This is a genomic window from Actinopolymorpha sp. B17G11 (assembly GCF_040196095.1).
GTDB lineage: Bacteria > Actinomycetota > Actinomycetes > Propionibacteriales > Actinopolymorphaceae > Thermasporomyces.
Genome location: NZ_JBEFTW010000003.1, coordinates 151,183 through 167,011, shown reverse-complemented (window position 1 = coordinate 167,011; position 15,829 = coordinate 151,183). Strand labels below are relative to the sequence as shown.

12 protein-coding genes are annotated in these 15,829 nt (G+C 70.2%); 6 read left to right on the top strand and 6 right to left on the bottom strand.

The features are described 5' to 3' along the window. Positions 1–14 precede the first annotated feature (14 nt). A complete protein-coding gene (locus tag ABN028_RS04925; protein WP_349327560.1) occupies positions 15–944 on the bottom strand; it encodes a mechanosensitive ion channel family protein in 930 nt (309 codons plus the stop codon). Between the two features lie 140 nt (positions 945–1,084). Between ABN028_RS04925 and ABN028_RS04920 the strand changes: the two genes are divergently transcribed. The 3 genes from ABN028_RS04920 to ABN028_RS04910 all read left to right on the top strand — a co-directional run bounded on the left by ABN028_RS04920 (position 1,085) and on the right by ABN028_RS04910 (position 2,847). Beyond that, positions 1,085–1,519 carry a hypothetical protein gene (locus ABN028_RS04920; RefSeq protein ID WP_349695776.1) on the top strand — a complete coding sequence of 145 codons (435 nt, stop codon included), beginning with the start codon at positions 1,085–1,087 and terminating at the stop codon, positions 1,517–1,519. Then, positions 1,506–1,895, top strand: coding sequence for a DUF5130 family protein (locus ABN028_RS04915; RefSeq protein ID WP_349695775.1), 390 nt, complete (start codon positions 1,506–1,508; stop codon positions 1,893–1,895). Before ABN028_RS04920 ends, ABN028_RS04915 begins: the two co-directional genes overlap by 14 nt. 115 nt (positions 1,896–2,010) lie before the next feature. Further along, on the top strand, positions 2,011–2,847 hold the full coding sequence (locus tag ABN028_RS04910; RefSeq protein ID WP_349327566.1) for a nucleotidyltransferase domain-containing protein: 837 nt from the start codon (positions 2,011–2,013) through the stop codon (positions 2,845–2,847). Between the two features lie 62 nt (positions 2,848–2,909). Here the strand turns inward: ABN028_RS04910 and pepN are convergent, their stop codons facing one another. Further along, positions 2,910–5,474, bottom strand: a complete 2,565-nt coding sequence (gene pepN / locus ABN028_RS04905) for an aminopeptidase N (protein WP_349327568.1) — start codon at positions 5,472–5,474, stop codon at positions 2,910–2,912. Positions 5,475–5,724: 250 nt separating this feature from the next. On the opposite strand from pepN, the gene ABN028_RS04900 reads away from it, so the two are divergent. Then, entirely contained in the window at positions 5,725–6,354 is a 630-nt protein-coding gene (locus ABN028_RS04900) for a mycothiol-dependent nitroreductase Rv2466c family protein (RefSeq protein WP_349327569.1), read from the top strand. Between the two features lie 155 nt (positions 6,355–6,509). On the opposite strand, the gene ABN028_RS04895 is transcribed toward ABN028_RS04900, so the two are convergent. The 3 genes from ABN028_RS04895 to ABN028_RS04885 all read right to left on the bottom strand — a co-directional run bounded on the left by ABN028_RS04895 (position 6,510) and on the right by ABN028_RS04885 (position 12,613). Next, entirely contained in the window at positions 6,510–9,824 is a 3,315-nt protein-coding gene (locus ABN028_RS04895) for a M36 family metallopeptidase (RefSeq protein ID WP_349695774.1), read from the bottom strand. Between the two features lie 97 nt (positions 9,825–9,921). Continuing rightward, positions 9,922–11,214, bottom strand: a complete 1,293-nt coding sequence (locus ABN028_RS04890; RefSeq protein WP_349695773.1) for an MFS transporter — start codon at positions 11,212–11,214, stop codon at positions 9,922–9,924. Between the two features lie 64 nt (positions 11,215–11,278). Beyond that, the gene (locus ABN028_RS04885; protein WP_349695772.1) at positions 11,279–12,613 is read right to left on the bottom strand and encodes an MFS transporter; all 1,335 of its coding nucleotides are present in this window, start codon (positions 12,611–12,613) and stop codon (positions 11,279–11,281) included. A gap of 92 nt (positions 12,614–12,705) precedes the next feature. On the opposite strand from ABN028_RS04885, the gene ABN028_RS04880 reads away from it, so the two are divergent. Further along, on the top strand, positions 12,706–14,043 hold the full coding sequence (locus ABN028_RS04880) for an ROK family transcriptional regulator (RefSeq protein WP_349695771.1): 1,338 nt from the start codon (positions 12,706–12,708) through the stop codon (positions 14,041–14,043). A 43-nt stretch (positions 14,044–14,086) separates the two neighbouring features. After that, positions 14,087–14,557, top strand: a complete 471-nt coding sequence (locus ABN028_RS04875) for a ribose-5-phosphate isomerase (protein ID WP_349695770.1) — start codon at positions 14,087–14,089, stop codon at positions 14,555–14,557. Positions 14,558–14,573: 16 nt separating this feature from the next. Here ABN028_RS04875 and ABN028_RS04870 read toward each other — a convergent pair whose 3' ends face one another. Then, positions 14,574–15,800, bottom strand: a complete 1,227-nt coding sequence (locus ABN028_RS04870) for a GNAT family N-acetyltransferase (protein ID WP_349695769.1) — start codon at positions 15,798–15,800, stop codon at positions 14,574–14,576. Between the last annotated feature and the right edge of the window lie 29 nt (positions 15,801–15,829).

The window sequence follows — 15,829 nt, the reverse complement described above, 5'->3', positions numbered from 1 at the left end:
GAGAGGGCCGCCTGCTACGGAGCCGCCGTTCCGGTCGTTCCGGTCTGATGGTCGGGCCATACCGGGGCGGGTACCCGGATGTCCTCGGCGTCGAAGATGGCCTTGAGCCGCAGCCTGAGCTCGCGCAGGACCCCGAAGTGTTGGTTGGCCGCACACCGGCCGATGACGCGGAGTGTGATCGAGTTACCCGTCACGGCTTCGATGCCGACCACCTTCGGCACCTCGAGGATGTTGTCGCGGAACGCGTCGTCCTCGGCGATCGCCTGCGCCACGCCGTTGATCAGTTCCTCCACCTGGGGGATGTCCTCGTCGGGGGCCACCTCGACGTCGAGGAGCAGGCTCGACCAGCCCTGGCTGCGGTTGCCGATCCGGATGACCTCGCCGTTGCGAACGTGCCAGAGGACCCCGTCGAAGCCGCGCAGCCGCGTCACCCGGAGGCCGACACCCTCGACCGTGCCCACGGCTTCGCCCATGTCGATGATGTCCCCGACGCCGTACTGGTCCTCGAGCAGCATGAACACGCCCGAGATGACGTCCTTGACCAGGTTCTGGGCCCCGAAGCCGAGGGCCACGCCGACCACGCCGGCACTCGCGAGGACCGGGCCCAGGGGATAGCCGAGGATCTCCAGGATCATCAGCACGATGACGCTTGCGGTCACCACAGTCGTCACGCTCTTGAAGAGCGAGCCCAGCGCCTGGGCCCGCTGCGCACGGCGTTCGTGATAGAGCGTGGCGTTGGTGCTGAGGATCTTGGCCGCCCGCTCGCTCCCGAAGAAGTGCTTGGGCGGGGCGAGGCCAGCGGTCTTGGAGACCAACCGGTCGATCAGCCGATTGACGATCAGGCGGATGACGACGCCGAGGATCAGCAGGAAGGCGATCCGTGCCGGCACCTCGGCCTTGTCGGCGAACTGGCTCCAGGTCAGCGCATACACCACCCGGCTCATTGTGCAGGGGCCACGAGACCGTGCCGATCCGGGGCCCCGCGGGCAGGACATGCCGCATGTGACGCGGAGCCACGAGGCGGGTTGCGCGCGGGCCCGGGCCGAGCGCCCGCTGGTCGGTCCGGGTCGGTACGGTGGCACCCGTGATGAACAGTCAGATGAGGGTCAGGCGGCTCCTTTCGTCGGCAGTCGTGGTAAGCGGTGCCGGCACGTTCCTCCTCACGGGAGCGGCGACCGCCTTCGGGGCGACGGCCCAGGGGACCGCCGTGGCGATGACCCCGCTCGAGGTGATCGGCATCTTCGTCGGCATTCCCGTCGGGCTCTTCGTCATCATCACTCTGCTCGTCATGGCGCCCGGAATGATCCGCGGCGCGCGCCAGCAGCCTGGTCTCTCCTGGTCCGGCCGGCCGGAATGGTTCGGCGCCAACCCTGACGCCGGCGAACTCGCCGCGGGCACAGGTTCGACGTCCAGCGACCGTCCCGCGGTCGCGTCCGCGAGTGCATCGGAGGAGGAGTCCGGGCCGGCGCTCGAGGGATCACCCTCCACCGAGCGAGGTGGCGCCGGTGGCCAGTGGTGAGACGTTCAGCCCACGTGAGCGCGCCGAGGTCGAGCGTGCGGTACGCATCGCGGGCGAGCTCTCAGGGCTGACCTTCTCCACCTACGTCGGCCATGTCGACGGCGATCTGCGATCCTTCGCCGCCCAGGCGCACGCCGCGCTCCCGGACCCGGCGCGCTCTGTCATGATCCTGGTCGACCCCACCGCCCGGCGGATGGAGATCCTGACGGGGCGGGATGCCGGTCGGGTGTTGTCCGACGATGCCTGCCGGCTCGTCGTCCTGGCCATGCAGTCGGCGTTCGCTGTCGGCGATCTCGTGGGCGGGATCGTCACCGGGCTGCAGCAGCTTGGTGAGCACGCCCGGCGTCCCAGGACCGCCCATCTCGACGAGTCCTAGGGTCCGCCGACAGATCGCCACAATGGAGTGAGCGCGCGAGCGAGGGTGGGTGGTCCCGTCCACGCGGGCGCCAGGTGATTGTCCACGCGACCGAGCGACCGAACAGGTGAGCGCCGTGCAGACAGAACCGCTACCAGCAGCTCTCGAACCGCTCCCCGTTGGCTACCGCGCACTCTTCAGTCGCCTCCTCGCCGTCGTACGGGAGGACGAGCGATTCCGTGCTTTCTGGCTCTCGGGTTCGTTGGCGCGCGGCGTGGCCGACGCCGGGTCAGACCTGGACGTGATCATTGCGGTACGCGACGACGACTTCGAGGCGTACGCAGAGAGCTGGCGCGACTGGCTCGCCACCATCACACCGGTTCTACTCGCTCGACAGATCCCGGACATGCCGGGAAGCTTCTACTCGCTGACCACCGACTGCCTGCGACTCGACGTGGTGGTCGAGCCGGTCAGTCGACTCGCGACGACGCCGTTTCGCCGGCGGGTCGTGGTCGTCGACCACGATGGCCTCGACGCTCAGGTGCCGCCGCCGGTCGACCGGGCGGGACCTGATCTGGAGCGGATGGCCTTCCTGGTCGAGGAGTTCTACCGGACGATGGCGAACTTTCCGCCGGCCGTCGTCGCCCGCGAGGACTGGCTGCTCGGGATCATGGGTGTCCAGAGCCACCGGCAGATGCTCTACGAACTGTTCGTCCAGGCCAACCAGCCGCTGCCTCCCATGGGGGTCAAGCAGTGGAGTTCGAAGTTGACGCCGGAGCAGCGGTCGGTGCTCGAGGACCTTCCGCCGCTCGACGTCGTTCCGGGTGTCCTGATCGAGGCGATGCGGGCCACTGCCGACGCGTGGCAGACAGCGGGCAGGGCGACCCTCGAAGCGGCGGGCGTTGCCTGGCCGGCAGAGCTGGCCGCCGCGACCCGGGCCTACTTCGATGCCGAGATCTCCCGCTGGGTCTGAACGGAGGCGCGGGCCTGGCCTCGTTCGACGCGGAGGTCGCCCGGCCAGGCACCTGCCCGTGGTCAGCCTTCGGCGTCGCGGGCCTGCGCACGCAGCGCGCGTTGCAGATCGGCGATCCCTTCGCCGACCAGTCGGCGTACCGCCGGCACCGGTTGGGTGTTGTCAACCCAGGCTTGCACCTTGTCCACCGTCTCCTGGGTGGCCAGCAGGCGGGGGAACAGTCCGACGAGCACCGCCTGGGCCATCTCGTTGGCCTTGCGTTCCCAGACCGCACCTGCCGCGTCGAGGTAGGTGTCGACGTACCCCGCGAGCAGGTCCTCCTGTCCCGGCTGCCAGAACCCCCGGATCGTGTCGAACTGGGTCTGGTTGGGGATGTCGTCGCGCTCGACCGCGTCGCGCCAGGCGTCCGCCTTGGCAGCGGCGTCGGGCCGCGCCGCCCGGGCGTGTGCGGCCGCCTCCTGACCCTTGCTCGTACGGTCCCGCTCCAGTTCCTCGGTGATCTCGGCCTCTCCGAAGACGCCAAGTCGGGCGAGGCTCTGCACAAGACGCCAACGTAGCTCGGCGTCGACTGCCAGGCCGTCGAGGACCTCCGAGCCGTCGAGCAGCCCAGCCAGGAAGTCGGCGTGCTCGGCAAGCGCGGCGCCGGCGAAGGTCCGGACCAACGCCAGCTGGTGGTCGCTACCAGGCTCGGCGGCCTTGACGAGCGGGAGCAGGCCGTCGGCCCAGGTCTTCCGTGCCTCGTTCCGGCGCACGGGCGCCGTGTAGACGTTGACCGCGGTGCCGGCAGTACGCAGCAGCAGCTGGACAACGTTGATGTCCGGTTCTGCCGCCACGCCGCCCAGCACCAGAGCGATGTAGTCGCGGGCCGGGATCTCGGCGTCACGGCACATGTCCCACGCGGCGGTCCAGGCGAGCGAGCGGGGCAGCGAGTCGGTGAACTCCCCGATGTGCCCGATCAGGGTGGCGAACGACCGGTCGTCGAGCCGGATCTTGGCGTACGTCAGGTCGTCGTCGTTCAGCAGGATCAGGTCAGGACGGGAGAGCCCCACCAGCTCGGGTACGTCGGTGTGCTCGCCGGTGACGTCCAGCTCGACCCGCGTACGCCGGACCAGGCCGGCATCGGTGCGGTCGTACAGGCCGATCGCGAGCCGGTGGGACCGAAGCGTCGGGTGCTCGGTCGCGGCCGACTGGACCACGCCGAACGACGTGAACCGCCCCTTGTCGTCGACGTCGAACGACGCCCGGAAGGTGTTGACCCCGGCGGTCTCGAGCCATTCCTTGCTCCATGCGACGAGGTCGCGACCGCTCGTCTCCTCCAGGCACACGCGCAGGTCGGCGAGAGTGGCGTTGCGCCATTCGTAGGCCTTGAAGTAGTGGCGCAGCCCTGCGAAGAACTCGTCCCGCCCCACCCAGGCGACAAGCTGCTTCAGCACGCTGGCGCCCTTGGCGTAGGTGATCCCGTCGAAGTTGACCTGGACGTCCTCGAGGTCGCCGATGACGGCCTGGATCGGGTGGGTCGACGGCAGCTGGTCCTGTCGGTAGGCCCAGGTCTTCTCGGTGTTGGCGAACGTCGTCCATGCGTGAGCCCAGCGGGTCGTCTCCGCCTGGCAGAGAGTGCTCGCGTAGGTGGCGAACGACTCGTTGAGCCACAGGTCGTCCCACCAGGCCATCGTGACGAGATCGCCGAACCACATGTGAGCCAGCTCGTGCAGGATCGTCGTGGCGCGCCCCTCGTAGGCGGCGTCGGTCATCCGACTGCGGAAGACGTACTCGTCGCGGATCGTCACGCAGCCGGCGTTCTCCATCGCACCCATGTTGTATTCGGGTACGAAGAGCTGGTCGTATTTCTCGAACGGATAGGCGTAGTCGAACTGCTCCTCGAAGAACGCGAACCCGCGCTTGGTGACGTCGAAGATCTCGTCCGCATCGAGGTACTCCGCCAGGGACTGCCGGCAGAAGACCGCCAGCGGGATCTCGTTTGCCAGACCGGCGTAGGAGTCCCGGACCACGTGGTAGGGCCCGGCGACGAGTGCGGTGATGTAGGTCGAGATCCTGGGCGTCGGCGCGAACTCCCAGACCGCGGTGGCGCTCTCCCGCGCCGGCAGCCGCCGGGGCTCCGGGCTGGGCGAGTTGGAGACGACCTGCCAGTCGGCCGGTGCGGTCACCGTGAGCGCGAAGGTGCCCTTGAGGTCGGGCTGTTCGAACGTCGCGTAGACCCGCCGCGCGTCGGGCACCTCGAACTGGGTGTAGAGGTACGGCAGCTTGTCTACCGGATCGAAGAACCTGTGCAGGCCCTCACCGGTGTTCATGTAGCTCGTGTCGGCCACTACCCGCAGCTCGTTGTCGGTGGCGAGGTCGTCGAGGGTGATCCGTGAGTCGGCGTAGGCCGTCGCGGGGTCGAGAGCGCGCCCGTTGAGGACGATCTCACGGACTCGGGGAGCGATGAGGTCGACGAATGTGCTCGCGCCGGGTTCGGTGCAGCTGAACCGGATCACGGTCGTCGAGGAGTACGTCGTGGCCCCCGGGTCGGGCGCCGACGACAGGTCCAGCTCGACGTCGTAGCTGTGGACCGACAGGAGACGGGCGCGGGTGGCGGCCTCGTCGCGGGTGAGGTTCGTGCCAGGCATGGCCCTCATCCTTCCACGCGCGGTGTCACCGTCGCGAAAGAGTTGCGCAGGCCGGTCAATTGGGGAATGTCGCACGTCGGCGGTGAAGTTGCCCATGATGGGTCGTCGGTTCCCGGCCGCTGTGTGCGTCCGGTGTCTGCCCGCGGTTGCTATGCCCGAAATGTGCGGAGAAGGTGTGGGCGAGGTACGGAGAGTACGCCGAGAAGGTGCCGAGGACGTGTCGAGGATTTCCTGAGGAGATGGAGTGAGCATGGGCGATGAACGAGAGACCGCCGACTTCTGGTTCGACCCGGCCTGCCCGTGGGCGTGGATCACCTCCCGATGGATGGTGGAGGTGGAGAAGGTACGTCCGGTGAAGACTCAGTGGCACGTCATGAGTCTCGCGGTCCTCAACTCCGGCCGAGACCTGTCCGAGGACTACAAGAAGGGCCTGGAGACCTCGTGGGGCGCGGTCCGGATCGCGATCGCGGCCGCGCAGCAGGCGGAGAAGGACGGCGAGGACCCGAGTGAGGTCCTCGGCAGGTACTACACCGAGATCGGCACCCGCTTCCACCACGAGAAGAAGCCCCGCGAGCGCGCCACGTTCGAGGAGGCGCTCGAGGCGGCCGGCCTGTCGACCGACCTCGTCGACGCGGCCAACACGAACGACTACGACGACGCCCTCCGCGAGAGCCACAAGGAGGGCATGGATCTTGTGGGATACGACGTGGGTACGCCGGTGATCCGGGTGGCCGGATCGGCGTTCTTCGGCCCGGTCGTGTCACCGATCCCGCGCGGTGAGGACGCCGGCAAGCTCTGGGACGGCGTACTCCTCGTCGCCGGTACGGACGGTTTCTTCGAGCTCAAGCGCAGCCGGACGCGAGGCCCGGTCTTCGACTGACCCGTCGCCTCTCCGGCGACTGCCCCGGGCGACCATCTGCGTGACCGTCGCCGGTGATCATGACGGTGATCATGTTCGTGATCATGAAGGAAACGGGCTCACATGGCCCGAAAACTTTCATGATCATGGACATGATCACGGAACCGCGTTGCCGATCACGGATCAACTCCGTAGACCATGAGCTCGGCGACGGATGTGGTGGCCGCCTTCGACGAGGTGAGGCAGTCCGACATCGACAGCAGGTCAGACTCCTGTTCCCCGTGATACTCGGGATTGCCGGTGCACTGGGTCTCGAGGACGACGAGGCGCACGTGGGTTGCCTGGTTGTCCGGTACGTCGAAGTCGCGGAAGGTCAGGTCCGGGGTCACCGGGCGCGGCCTTGTGCCGGGGAAGGCCGCATCCGGAGACGTGTAGATGCGCCGCCACCGGTCGTGCTGGTCGACGGCGCAGGGAGCGAGCAGCTGCTGGGTGCAGACCTCGATGGCGAACGAACGCAGCGCGGTGAACCGGTCATGGGTCATCGCGCTGACGCGGACCGCGCGCACCCATGCCGGGTCGCGCCCGGCCAGGTCGACGGCGACCGCGGCTCGGCCGTCGCCGCTCTCGTTCCCTGCGCTCCCGTCCCCCTCGCTTTCGCCCCCCTCGGCCCCGTCCGCGGCTGGAGCGCTGTCGTCGCCGACCCCGTCGAGGCGGCGGACGGATCGAAAGTCGCGGTCGATCCGGTCATCGCTGGTGATCGTCCAGGCGGTACCTTCGCGTTCGTCGATGACCGACTCCGCCCCGATGTCGGCCGGTGTACTCGTCACCTCCGCGCCGTTGCGGGCCGAGGCGAGGTTGGGGTGTAGGCGCAGCGACAGGTACCGCGTCCGGCCCGGGTACACCGTCACACTCGCCCGTCCCATGCCGAACCCTGGTGCTGACCAGGTGAGCGCGTAGCGTCCCGGCACCAACCGCACTTCACGATCGAGCCCGGTCGTGGGATCGGAGTCGGCGGCGGGGACCGCTTGGTGGACCGCCTGTCCCACAAAGACGCGCACCGGGACCGGCGTGCCGTACGGATGGCTGAAGGCGCCGACGACCAGCGTCGCGGCCCGGAGCTCGCCGCCGGACAGCGAGTCCGGGACCGTGAAGTCGGGTACCGCCGCGTGTCCGACGGACGGCGGCTGAGCCTCGGCCCCCAGACCGCGACGGGCGAACGCCCGCCACAGCTCGGTGGCGTTCGCGCCGTCGAAGCGCATCCGGTCGGCGGCGAGCAGTGCGTCGCGCGCGTCCAGCATCGACGCGTCGCTCTGCAGCAGCGGGAGCGAGTCGAACAGCAGCTGCACCCACCTCCGGTTCCCGGGGCACGCGGTCACCGGAACCGCACCATCTGCGCAGTGTCGCCCCAGATTCGCGCCCTCGGCCGTGGCTGCGTCGGCGTACTTCCGGATCAGGGCCGAACGGATGTCCCAGTTGACGGCGGCCCAGACGCTGGCGCGGTTCCTGACCAGCTCGGCCCCGCTCGGGTCGGCCCCGCTCGGGTCGGCCCCGCTCGGGTCGCCAGCGCCGGCGGTGTCGGCGTAGGTGAGAGGGCTCCTCCCAAGCCGGTGGTCGCGAACACCCCGGATCCTGTTGCCGGCGACGTAGGCACCAATCGCGGTCGGCGAGCTCCCATCGGGGCCGGTACGCGCGTACTCCCACAGGTACTCCGCCGCGAGCAGGTCCGACCACGCTTCCCCGATCGCCCGGCCCTCCGGGGTCGTGAGCCCGGCGTCCGGTCCACCGACCATCCGGTTCGTCACGGCGTGCGCGTACTCGTGGGCGACGATCGTCGGATCGAGCGCACCGTCGACGCATGGCCCGTACCACCGGGCCGCCACCGGTTGGAAGAGGTAGAGGTTGGTGATGGCCGGTATGCCGTCCTGCAGGGTGACCTGGTTGGCGTCATTGCGCCCGAGATAGGTGGGGTAGCCGCCGGTCAGGGCGCCGGCCTGGATGAAGCCGGTCTGGCGGTCGCGACCAAGCCCGCCACGCCCCTTGTTGTCCAGCTGCAGGTTGCCGACGTCCTCGGTGAAACCGAGCTGGTACGTCCAGTCGTGCAGTTCGTTGTGGAGGTGGAAGACGTTGGCGACCGCTGCTCCCACGTCGTTGCCACCGGGGCGGAGGCCGGAGATGTCACACCCGGAGCGGCGCCAGGCGTCAGTCCATCTCGTTGCCATCGTCGCCGGGTTGTCGGCGGCCCGTCCGGGGACCCTTCGGGCCAGCGGACTGGTCCAGGCGGGCGACGCCAGTGCGTTGTTGCTTTCGGCGTTTCCGCCGGTGAACCCCTTGGTGGCCGGACCGAGATCGTCGACGGTCATGATCCCCGACATCGAGGGTTGGAGGATGGCCTCCCACACCGGGTTCACCGGGGTACGCGCAAGGCGTACACCACAACCCGGCTGGCAGTCCGGTCCATAGGCGGACGTGACCGGCGCTCGCGGGTCGTCCCCCTCGAGCGCTTGGGAAACGCGGTCGTGCCGGAGCAGCAGGTCGCCGGTCACCGCGTCGACGAACGACGTAGAGGCCAGCGCGGTGCCGTCCTGGACGTCGACGACGTTGACCTCGTACGCCGGCCGGACGCCTTGCGAGGGAAGGCCAACAGCGACGAGCCGGGCCTGCTGGACCTGCGTGAATCCGGCGACCGTGAAGCTCGTCCAGTCCCGGTGGTCGTCGGCCGGGGCGACCGGGCCGACGGCGTTGGCAGCTACCGGTCGCCCGAGCGCGTCGGCCGCCAACAGCCACGCCTCGGTCGGGGTGAGCGAGGCGGCAACCGGCGGGGGCGCGCTGCCGAAGGCGGAGGAAGACACGTAGGTGATGTCCCGACCCACGACGCCGAGAGCGATCAGGCCACCGGCGCCGGCGGGCAGGGCGCCGAAGCTTTCCCGGAGCAGGACCACCTGCGGTCCGCTGGCGGGAACGCCGGACTGCGCGCCGGCAACGGCACCCGTCACGGCACCTGTGTCGGCGTCCGTCGCCGGATCTGTCCCCACACTAACGCCGGGGGACGAACGGAGGTTGGCGAGCGGCCCGGCGCGCACCAGTTCCAGTCGGCGCACCGCACCCGCGGACATCCGGAAGAGCAAGCGGTTGTCCCGGAGAAACCCGCGCGCGACCGCCACCGGTCCGCCCGCGCGGCTCGACGTGAACGCCGAACCGCGCGGCACCAGCGAGGCCGGCGTGCCGAACCGGGTCCACCGTACGTCGGCTCCGAGCGCCTCCACTCGGTCGAGCTGCCGCTCGGACGGTGCGACCCGACCCACGCGGTTGTCGAGGTCGGGGGCCGGGTCCGAGCGATCGAGCCCACCCACCTCGTCGGATCCTGACGGCCCACCCTCGGCCATCGCCGGTGGCGACACTCCGGCAAGGCCGATCGCGGCGACGAGCAACACTTCGCCCGCGACCACGGCAGGTTTCTGAACGACCCGCGCAACACTGCCGGGCAGTCGCATGACAGTCCTCCGTTGACCGAAGCCCACCCCGGTCGCGCCATTTGAGAATGCCCCATTAACCGGGTGCTTACGCAGAGAACGGGAAATTGCGAAAAAATTAACCGAGAGTAGCCAAATCAGGCTGGTCGGGACTGCGGCCGTGGGTGCGCCGGGCGCGCGGGCCCGCAGCGTGCGTACGCAGGCCGAATCCCAGGCCGGCCGCGACCATCGCCAGAACGGCCACTGTGCTCAGTGCGCCGGGAAGTCCGATCTGGTCGGCGAGAAACCCGATCACCGGCGGTCCTCCGAGCATGCCGACGTTGCCGATGGTCGACGCCAGTCCCACGCCGCGCGATCCGCCGATCGCACCGGCACGGGCCATCGCGATGGGGTACATGTTGGCGAGCCCCAGGCCGACCATGACCAGCCCGCCGAACGCAACGGCCAACCCGCCAGCCCATGCGGTCGCGAGGATCCCGGCGGCGGCGAGGACCGCGCCGCCGATCAGTACTTGTGCCTCACCGAACCACGCGATGAGCCATCCGCCGGTCAGCCGGCCGACGGCGATCGCGACCGAGTAGGCGCCGAAGCCGTACGCGGCGATTCCGGCCGGTGTGGCGAGGGCGTCGCGGAGGTGCAGGGCCGCCCAGTCGCCCACCGCGCCCTCGCCGTACGCCGTACACAGGGCGACGATCCCGAACAGGATCACGACGGTACGCAGGCCGGCCCGCTGCGCGGCAGGGCGTCCCGTGCTGACCGGCGCGGGTTCTGCCGCGCCCAGGGCTGGCACCGCACCGGCGGCGTGCGCCGTCGTGGCCTCGCGGTTCGGATCGGCCGCAGCGGACCGGAGCATGCGTCGTCCGGTCACCGCGACGACGAGAAGTCCACCGGCCGCCACCGCTCCGAGATGGCCGAGCGTGTCGAGGCGGTTGGCGAGGAGCCCACCTGCGACGGCTCCCACCAGTCCGCCGAGGCTCCACAGACCGTGCAACGCAGACATGATCGCCCGGCCGGTCGCACGTTCGACCTCCACCGCCGCGCTGTTGAGCGCGACCACCAGGACGCCGTAGATGGCCCCGAACGCAAGGAGGACGGCGCCGAGGTGGACCGGCGACCGCGCGAGCGCGGGGAGGATCAGCCCGCCGCAGGCCAGGGGAAAGGTCGCGACGATGAGGGCACGGGTGCCGAGGCGTACGCAGAGGCGGCCGCCGACGTACATCGACACCGCCGTACTGAACGTCATGCAGAGCAGCGCGAGTCCGAGTGCGGTGGCCGACGCACCCACCTGCTCCTTGATCTCGGGGACGCGGACGACCCAGCTCGCGAAGAGGACGCCGTCGGCGGCGAAGAGGACCGTGAGCGGGTATAGCCGGGTCACGGGCAGGTGGCTCGTCGCGGACGTTCCGGGCACGGGCGGGTCTCCTGACAGGGAGATGGTGGTCAGGCGGATGACTTCGCTGGCTGGCGTCGGGTGGTCAGGCGGGTGACTTCGCTGCCTGGGGTCGGGTGGTCGGGACGATGGCGAAGCGGAGGGCGAGGGCGAGGGAGCACCCGACGGCCGTGAGGACCACCACACTCGACAGGGCGGCCGGCAGTCCCGCGCGATCGGCGAGGAAGCCGATGACGGGCGCCTGGCTGAGCACGCCGAGGCCGGCGATCATCGAGACCCGGCTCACGCCACGGGGACCGCCGAGCAGCCCGCCACGCGAGATGGCGAGGGGATAGACGTTGGCCAGTCCGGCGCCGACCACGACATAGGCGCCGAACGCCAGTGGGAGCCCGCCGGGCAGCTGTCCCGCCCAGGCGGCGACCAGCATGCCAACGCCGGCGACGGCGAAGCCTCCGGCCAGGACGGTGGTGTCGCCGAGCCGGCGGATCAGGAACGCGCCCGCGAAACGCCCCGCCGCGATCGCGCCCGCATACGCCGCGTATCCGTATCCCGCGACGGCAGCTGATGCGCCCAGATCCTCGCGGAGGTGAAGTGCCGCCCAGTTGTTGTTGGCGTACTCGCTGAACGCCGTGCAGGCAGCAACCACGCCGAAGAGCAGCACGACCCACCGGACGGCGCGCCACTCCTTCCGACCGGTGCCAGTGTCGGTGCCAGTGTCGGTGCCAGTGTCGGTGCCAGTGTCTGTCGGGGTGGAGTCGCCGGCGTCGGTACCCGCGTCGGTACTCGTCGTCGTGCCCGGGACCCCACGATCCGGTTTTCCGGCGGACGAACGAACTGATCGGAGCAGGATCGTGCCGCACCAGATCGTGGCGAGCAGCCCGAGTGCCGCCGTGAGACCGAGGTGGACGGCGGGGGAGAGGTGCGCCGCCGCGTAGCCGCCGGTCGCGGCGCCGGCCAGGCCGCCGACGCTGAAGATGCCGTGCAGCCCTGGCATCAGCGGGTTGCCGCTGTCCATGGCGACCTCGACCGCGGTGCTGTTGAGCGCGATGTTGAACATCGCCTGGGAGACGCCGAAGCCGACGAGGGCGGCGCCGAGCGTGGGCGGCGAGATCGCGAGGGCAGGAAGGACGAGCACCGTGCTGAGCAGGGTGGCCGCCACGACGAGGACCCGGCGGGTCCCGAAGCGCACGCACAACCGCCCCGCGGCGAACGTCGCTGCGAGCCCACCGATCGATCCGCAGAGCAGTGCCAGACCGAGTTCGCCCGCGGTCGCCGCCACCTGGTCCTTGACGTCAGGGACGCGGACCAGCCAGTTGGCCGGAAGGAAGCCGACGATGGCGAAGAAGCCGGCGAGGGCGTACGACGGAGCACGAGCGGACCGGGCTTGGCGTCGAGCACCGAGGTCCTGCGGCTGCGGCACGGGAGTCCTTCGAGCTGAGGTAGTTGCCATGCGCGGGTCGCGCGGGTAACTTGCGCTGAAATTAACAGGCAGGGTTCCTAATGAAAAGTGGTGTGACCAGGTCGCGGACAGCCGCTGCCCTCTCCTCGCCGGCACCGCCCTCGCAGGAGTCGGCCGCGCAGGAGTCGGCCGCGCAGGAGTCGGCCGCGCAGGAGTCGGCCCTGTCGGCAGCTGCACCTGCGACACCCCGGACCGCGAGGCTCATCAACGACCGACTCGCCTTCGACCTCCTGCTCGATCGTGGCCCGCTGACCCGTGCGCAGCTGCGGAACCTGACCGGGTTGTCCGGGCCGACGGTCTCTGATCTGGTCCACCGGCTCGAAGCCGCGGGACTGGTCGCGCCCGTGGGCGAAGCGGGGACGGAACGGCGCGGCCCGAACGCCACGCTCTACGGTGTCGTCGCCGAGCGTGCGCATGTCGCCGGAGTGGAGGTCCGGTCCGATAGCGTCGTCGCGATCCTCACCGACGCCACCGGCCGCCTGGTGGGAGAGGCCGCCGTCTGTCAGGACCCGGCCATCGCGCCCGACCGGATTGTCGGGGCGGCGCTCGACGGAGCACTCGTTGACGCTGGCCTGCTCGACGACCAGCTTCGGATGGTGGTGGTCGGAACGCCCGGGCTGGTGGATCCGGCGACGGGCGACCTCAGCTTCGTGGCGACGCTGCCGACCTGGCACGCCAACGTCCTACCTGGGCTGCGCAGGCGCTACGGGGACCGGGTCCTGGTCGAGAACGAGGTCAATCTCGCCGCGTTGGCGGAGCACCGGCTGGGCGCGGCACGTGGACGGGACACCTTCGCCCTGCTGTGGTTGGACGTCGGCATCGGGGCGGCGATCGTCCTGAACGGAGAGCTCCTGCGAGGTGCCTCCGGAGGCGCGGGGGAGCTGGCCTACCTGCCGGGCGCCGGCGGGTCGTTCCAGTACACCGCCGGTGGTGCGGCGGTGAGCGACTTGGCAGCGACGTACCTACCTGACCGCCCAGGCGAGCCCCATGGGCAAGGCGAGCGCGATGGGACGGCGTCGCCGGGTGCGTTGGTGGCGGCCGCGGTCGGGCCCGACGCGATGCCCGGGTCCGCGGCATTCCTCGATGCCGTGGCCGATCGGGTGGCGGCAGGTGCGGCGGCGATCTGCGCGGTGCTCGATCCGGGGTACCTCGTCCTGGCGGGCGAGGTGGGCCGGGCCGGCGGCGACCAGCTCGCCAACCGGGTGGCCGAGCGCCTGGCCGACGCCGTGCCGCTTCCGACCCAGGTCGTCGCGGCCACCGTAGGAGGGCCGCCAGCGCCCGAGCCGGCGGCTGGTCCTGATGCGGGCGCACGTGTCGCGGACAGTCCGGTGCTCCGAGGTGCCGTGCTCGTCGCGCTCGATCGCGTCCATCGCGACACCTTCACCCGGTAGGGAGGTGGCGTTCGGCAGGTCCGCGGCTGTCAGACTCTGCCTCATGCGTGTGCACCTGGGATCGGACCATGCGGGATTCGAGCTGAAGCAGCAGCTGGGTCGGTGGCTCGCCGACAACGGCTACGAGGTCGTGGACCACGGACCGGTGACGTACGACCCGGACGACGACTACCCGCCGTACTGCCTCCGCGCCGGCGAGGCGGTCGTCGGCGAGCCCGGGAGTCTCGGCATCGTCCTCGGCGGCTCCGGCAACGGCGAGCAGATCGCGGCCAACAAGGTCCCTGGCGTGCGGGCCGCCCTGGCCTGGAGCGAGGAGACCGCTCGGCTGGCCCGGCAGCACAACGACGCCAACGTGCTCGCGATCGGCGCCCGCATGCACACGCCCGACGAAGCGACGCACTTTGTCAAGGCGTACTTGACGACCGGCTTCTCCGCCGAGGAGCGCCACGCCCGACGGATCGCGATGCTTGCCGCGTACGAGAAGACCGGCGTCGTCCCTGCCCTGCCCGGGTAGCAGGACAGGGCCTGGGTCAGAACGGGGTGTCGAGCCAGGGGAGCGGGTCGTGGCGGAACGCCCTGTCGAGGGCGGCGAGACTGCCGGGCGTGCGTTCGTCGACGAGACCCGCGGCTCCGAGGGAGTGGAGAACCGGCCGGCCGAAGAACGCCGCCGCGAGGTCGACGACGTCGATCACGAGGTCCGGCTCGCGGGTGACCCTTCCGCAGGAGGCCCCGGTCGCGTCACCCGCAAGGTGCCAGCGGCCGGAGTTCCATGGACAGAAGTCGTCGCGGACCTCGACCACGACATCGACCGGTGTGGCATAGGTACGCGAGGCCAGCGCACGACCGACGTCGACCAGCCTGGCCCACAGGCCGTCACGGATCTTCAGCTGCGCCTGCCGGAGGTCGACGAGGAGGGAGAGCAGCGGGTCGTCGACGGCGAGGCGGCGGTGGGTTGTCGTGGACGCGAGGTCCTGGTCGAGCAGGAATCCCCACAGCGCTGCGGAGGACGCGGGGTCGGTGGCGTGCACCCGTTCGACCACGGTCGTACCGTCCGGGCCGCGCTGGCTCCACGATGCCTTCGTACGAAAGTAGGCGTAGCCGATCGTTCGCCCCTCACGCTCGGCGAGGACGCACCGCAACGGGCTCGCACCGTGTCGAATGCTTGCCGGGTCGGCGACCTCACCGCGGCGCCACGGCTCGGTGTGCCTGAACATTCCCGGCCGGGTCGCGACGATCTGTTCGCGCAGGTCGGCGCAGAGGTCGAGCGCCTTGTCCTTGTCCGCATACCGCAGGGTCACCTCGCGAGATCCGGGGACGGCCCGGAGCGACCGGTGGGCCCGTGGGATCTCGACAGAAGCGACCTCGGACGCCAGTCCGTAACCGAACCGGCCGTAGATCGCGGGTTCGGACGCGGTGAGCGCGGCCACCGCCTCGGCCCCGGTCTCGTGCAGCGCCGTCAGCTGTTGGCGCATCAGCGCGGTCAGCACGCCGCGTCGCCGGTGCGTGGGGAGGACTCCCACCATGCTGACGCCCGCGACCGGGAGGGGCCCACCAGGCGCCGTCATCGTGAAGGAGTAGGCGCAGGTGTGGCCGACCACCTCGTCGCCGTCCATGGCGCCGATGCTCCGGTCGGGTTCGAACCGGGCCCGATCGACATCCTGCTCGTCTGCCGGCCAGTCGGAGCCGAACGACATCTCGATGATCCGGACCACGTGAGTCCACGCGTCGGCACCGAGCGGCTGCATCTGGACGGTCATCGCGTCCTGCTTGTCATCACGAGCCAATG

What these genes read in the sequence shown, in the direction of transcription:
- ABN028_RS04925 (WP_349327560.1), bottom strand. Translation starts at nt 944, where the DNA reads ATGAGCCGGGTGGTGTATGCGCTGACCTGGAGCCAGTTCGCCGACAAG.
- pepN (WP_349327568.1), bottom strand. Translation starts at nt 5,474, where the DNA reads ATGCCTGGCACGAACCTCACCCGCGACGAGGCCGCCACCCGCGCCCGT.
- ABN028_RS04900 (WP_349327569.1), top strand. Translation starts at nt 5,725, where the DNA reads ATGGGCGATGAACGAGAGACCGCCGACTTCTGGTTCGACCCGGCCTGC.
- ABN028_RS04895 (WP_349695774.1), bottom strand. Translation starts at nt 9,824, where the DNA reads ATGCGACTGCCCGGCAGTGTTGCGCGGGTCGTTCAGAAACCTGCCGTG.
- ABN028_RS04875 (WP_349695770.1), top strand. Translation starts at nt 14,087, where the DNA reads ATGCGTGTGCACCTGGGATCGGACCATGCGGGATTCGAGCTGAAGCAG.
- ABN028_RS04870 (WP_349695769.1), bottom strand. Translation starts at nt 15,800, where the DNA reads ATGACCGTCCAGATGCAGCCGCTCGGTGCCGACGCGTGGACTCACGTG.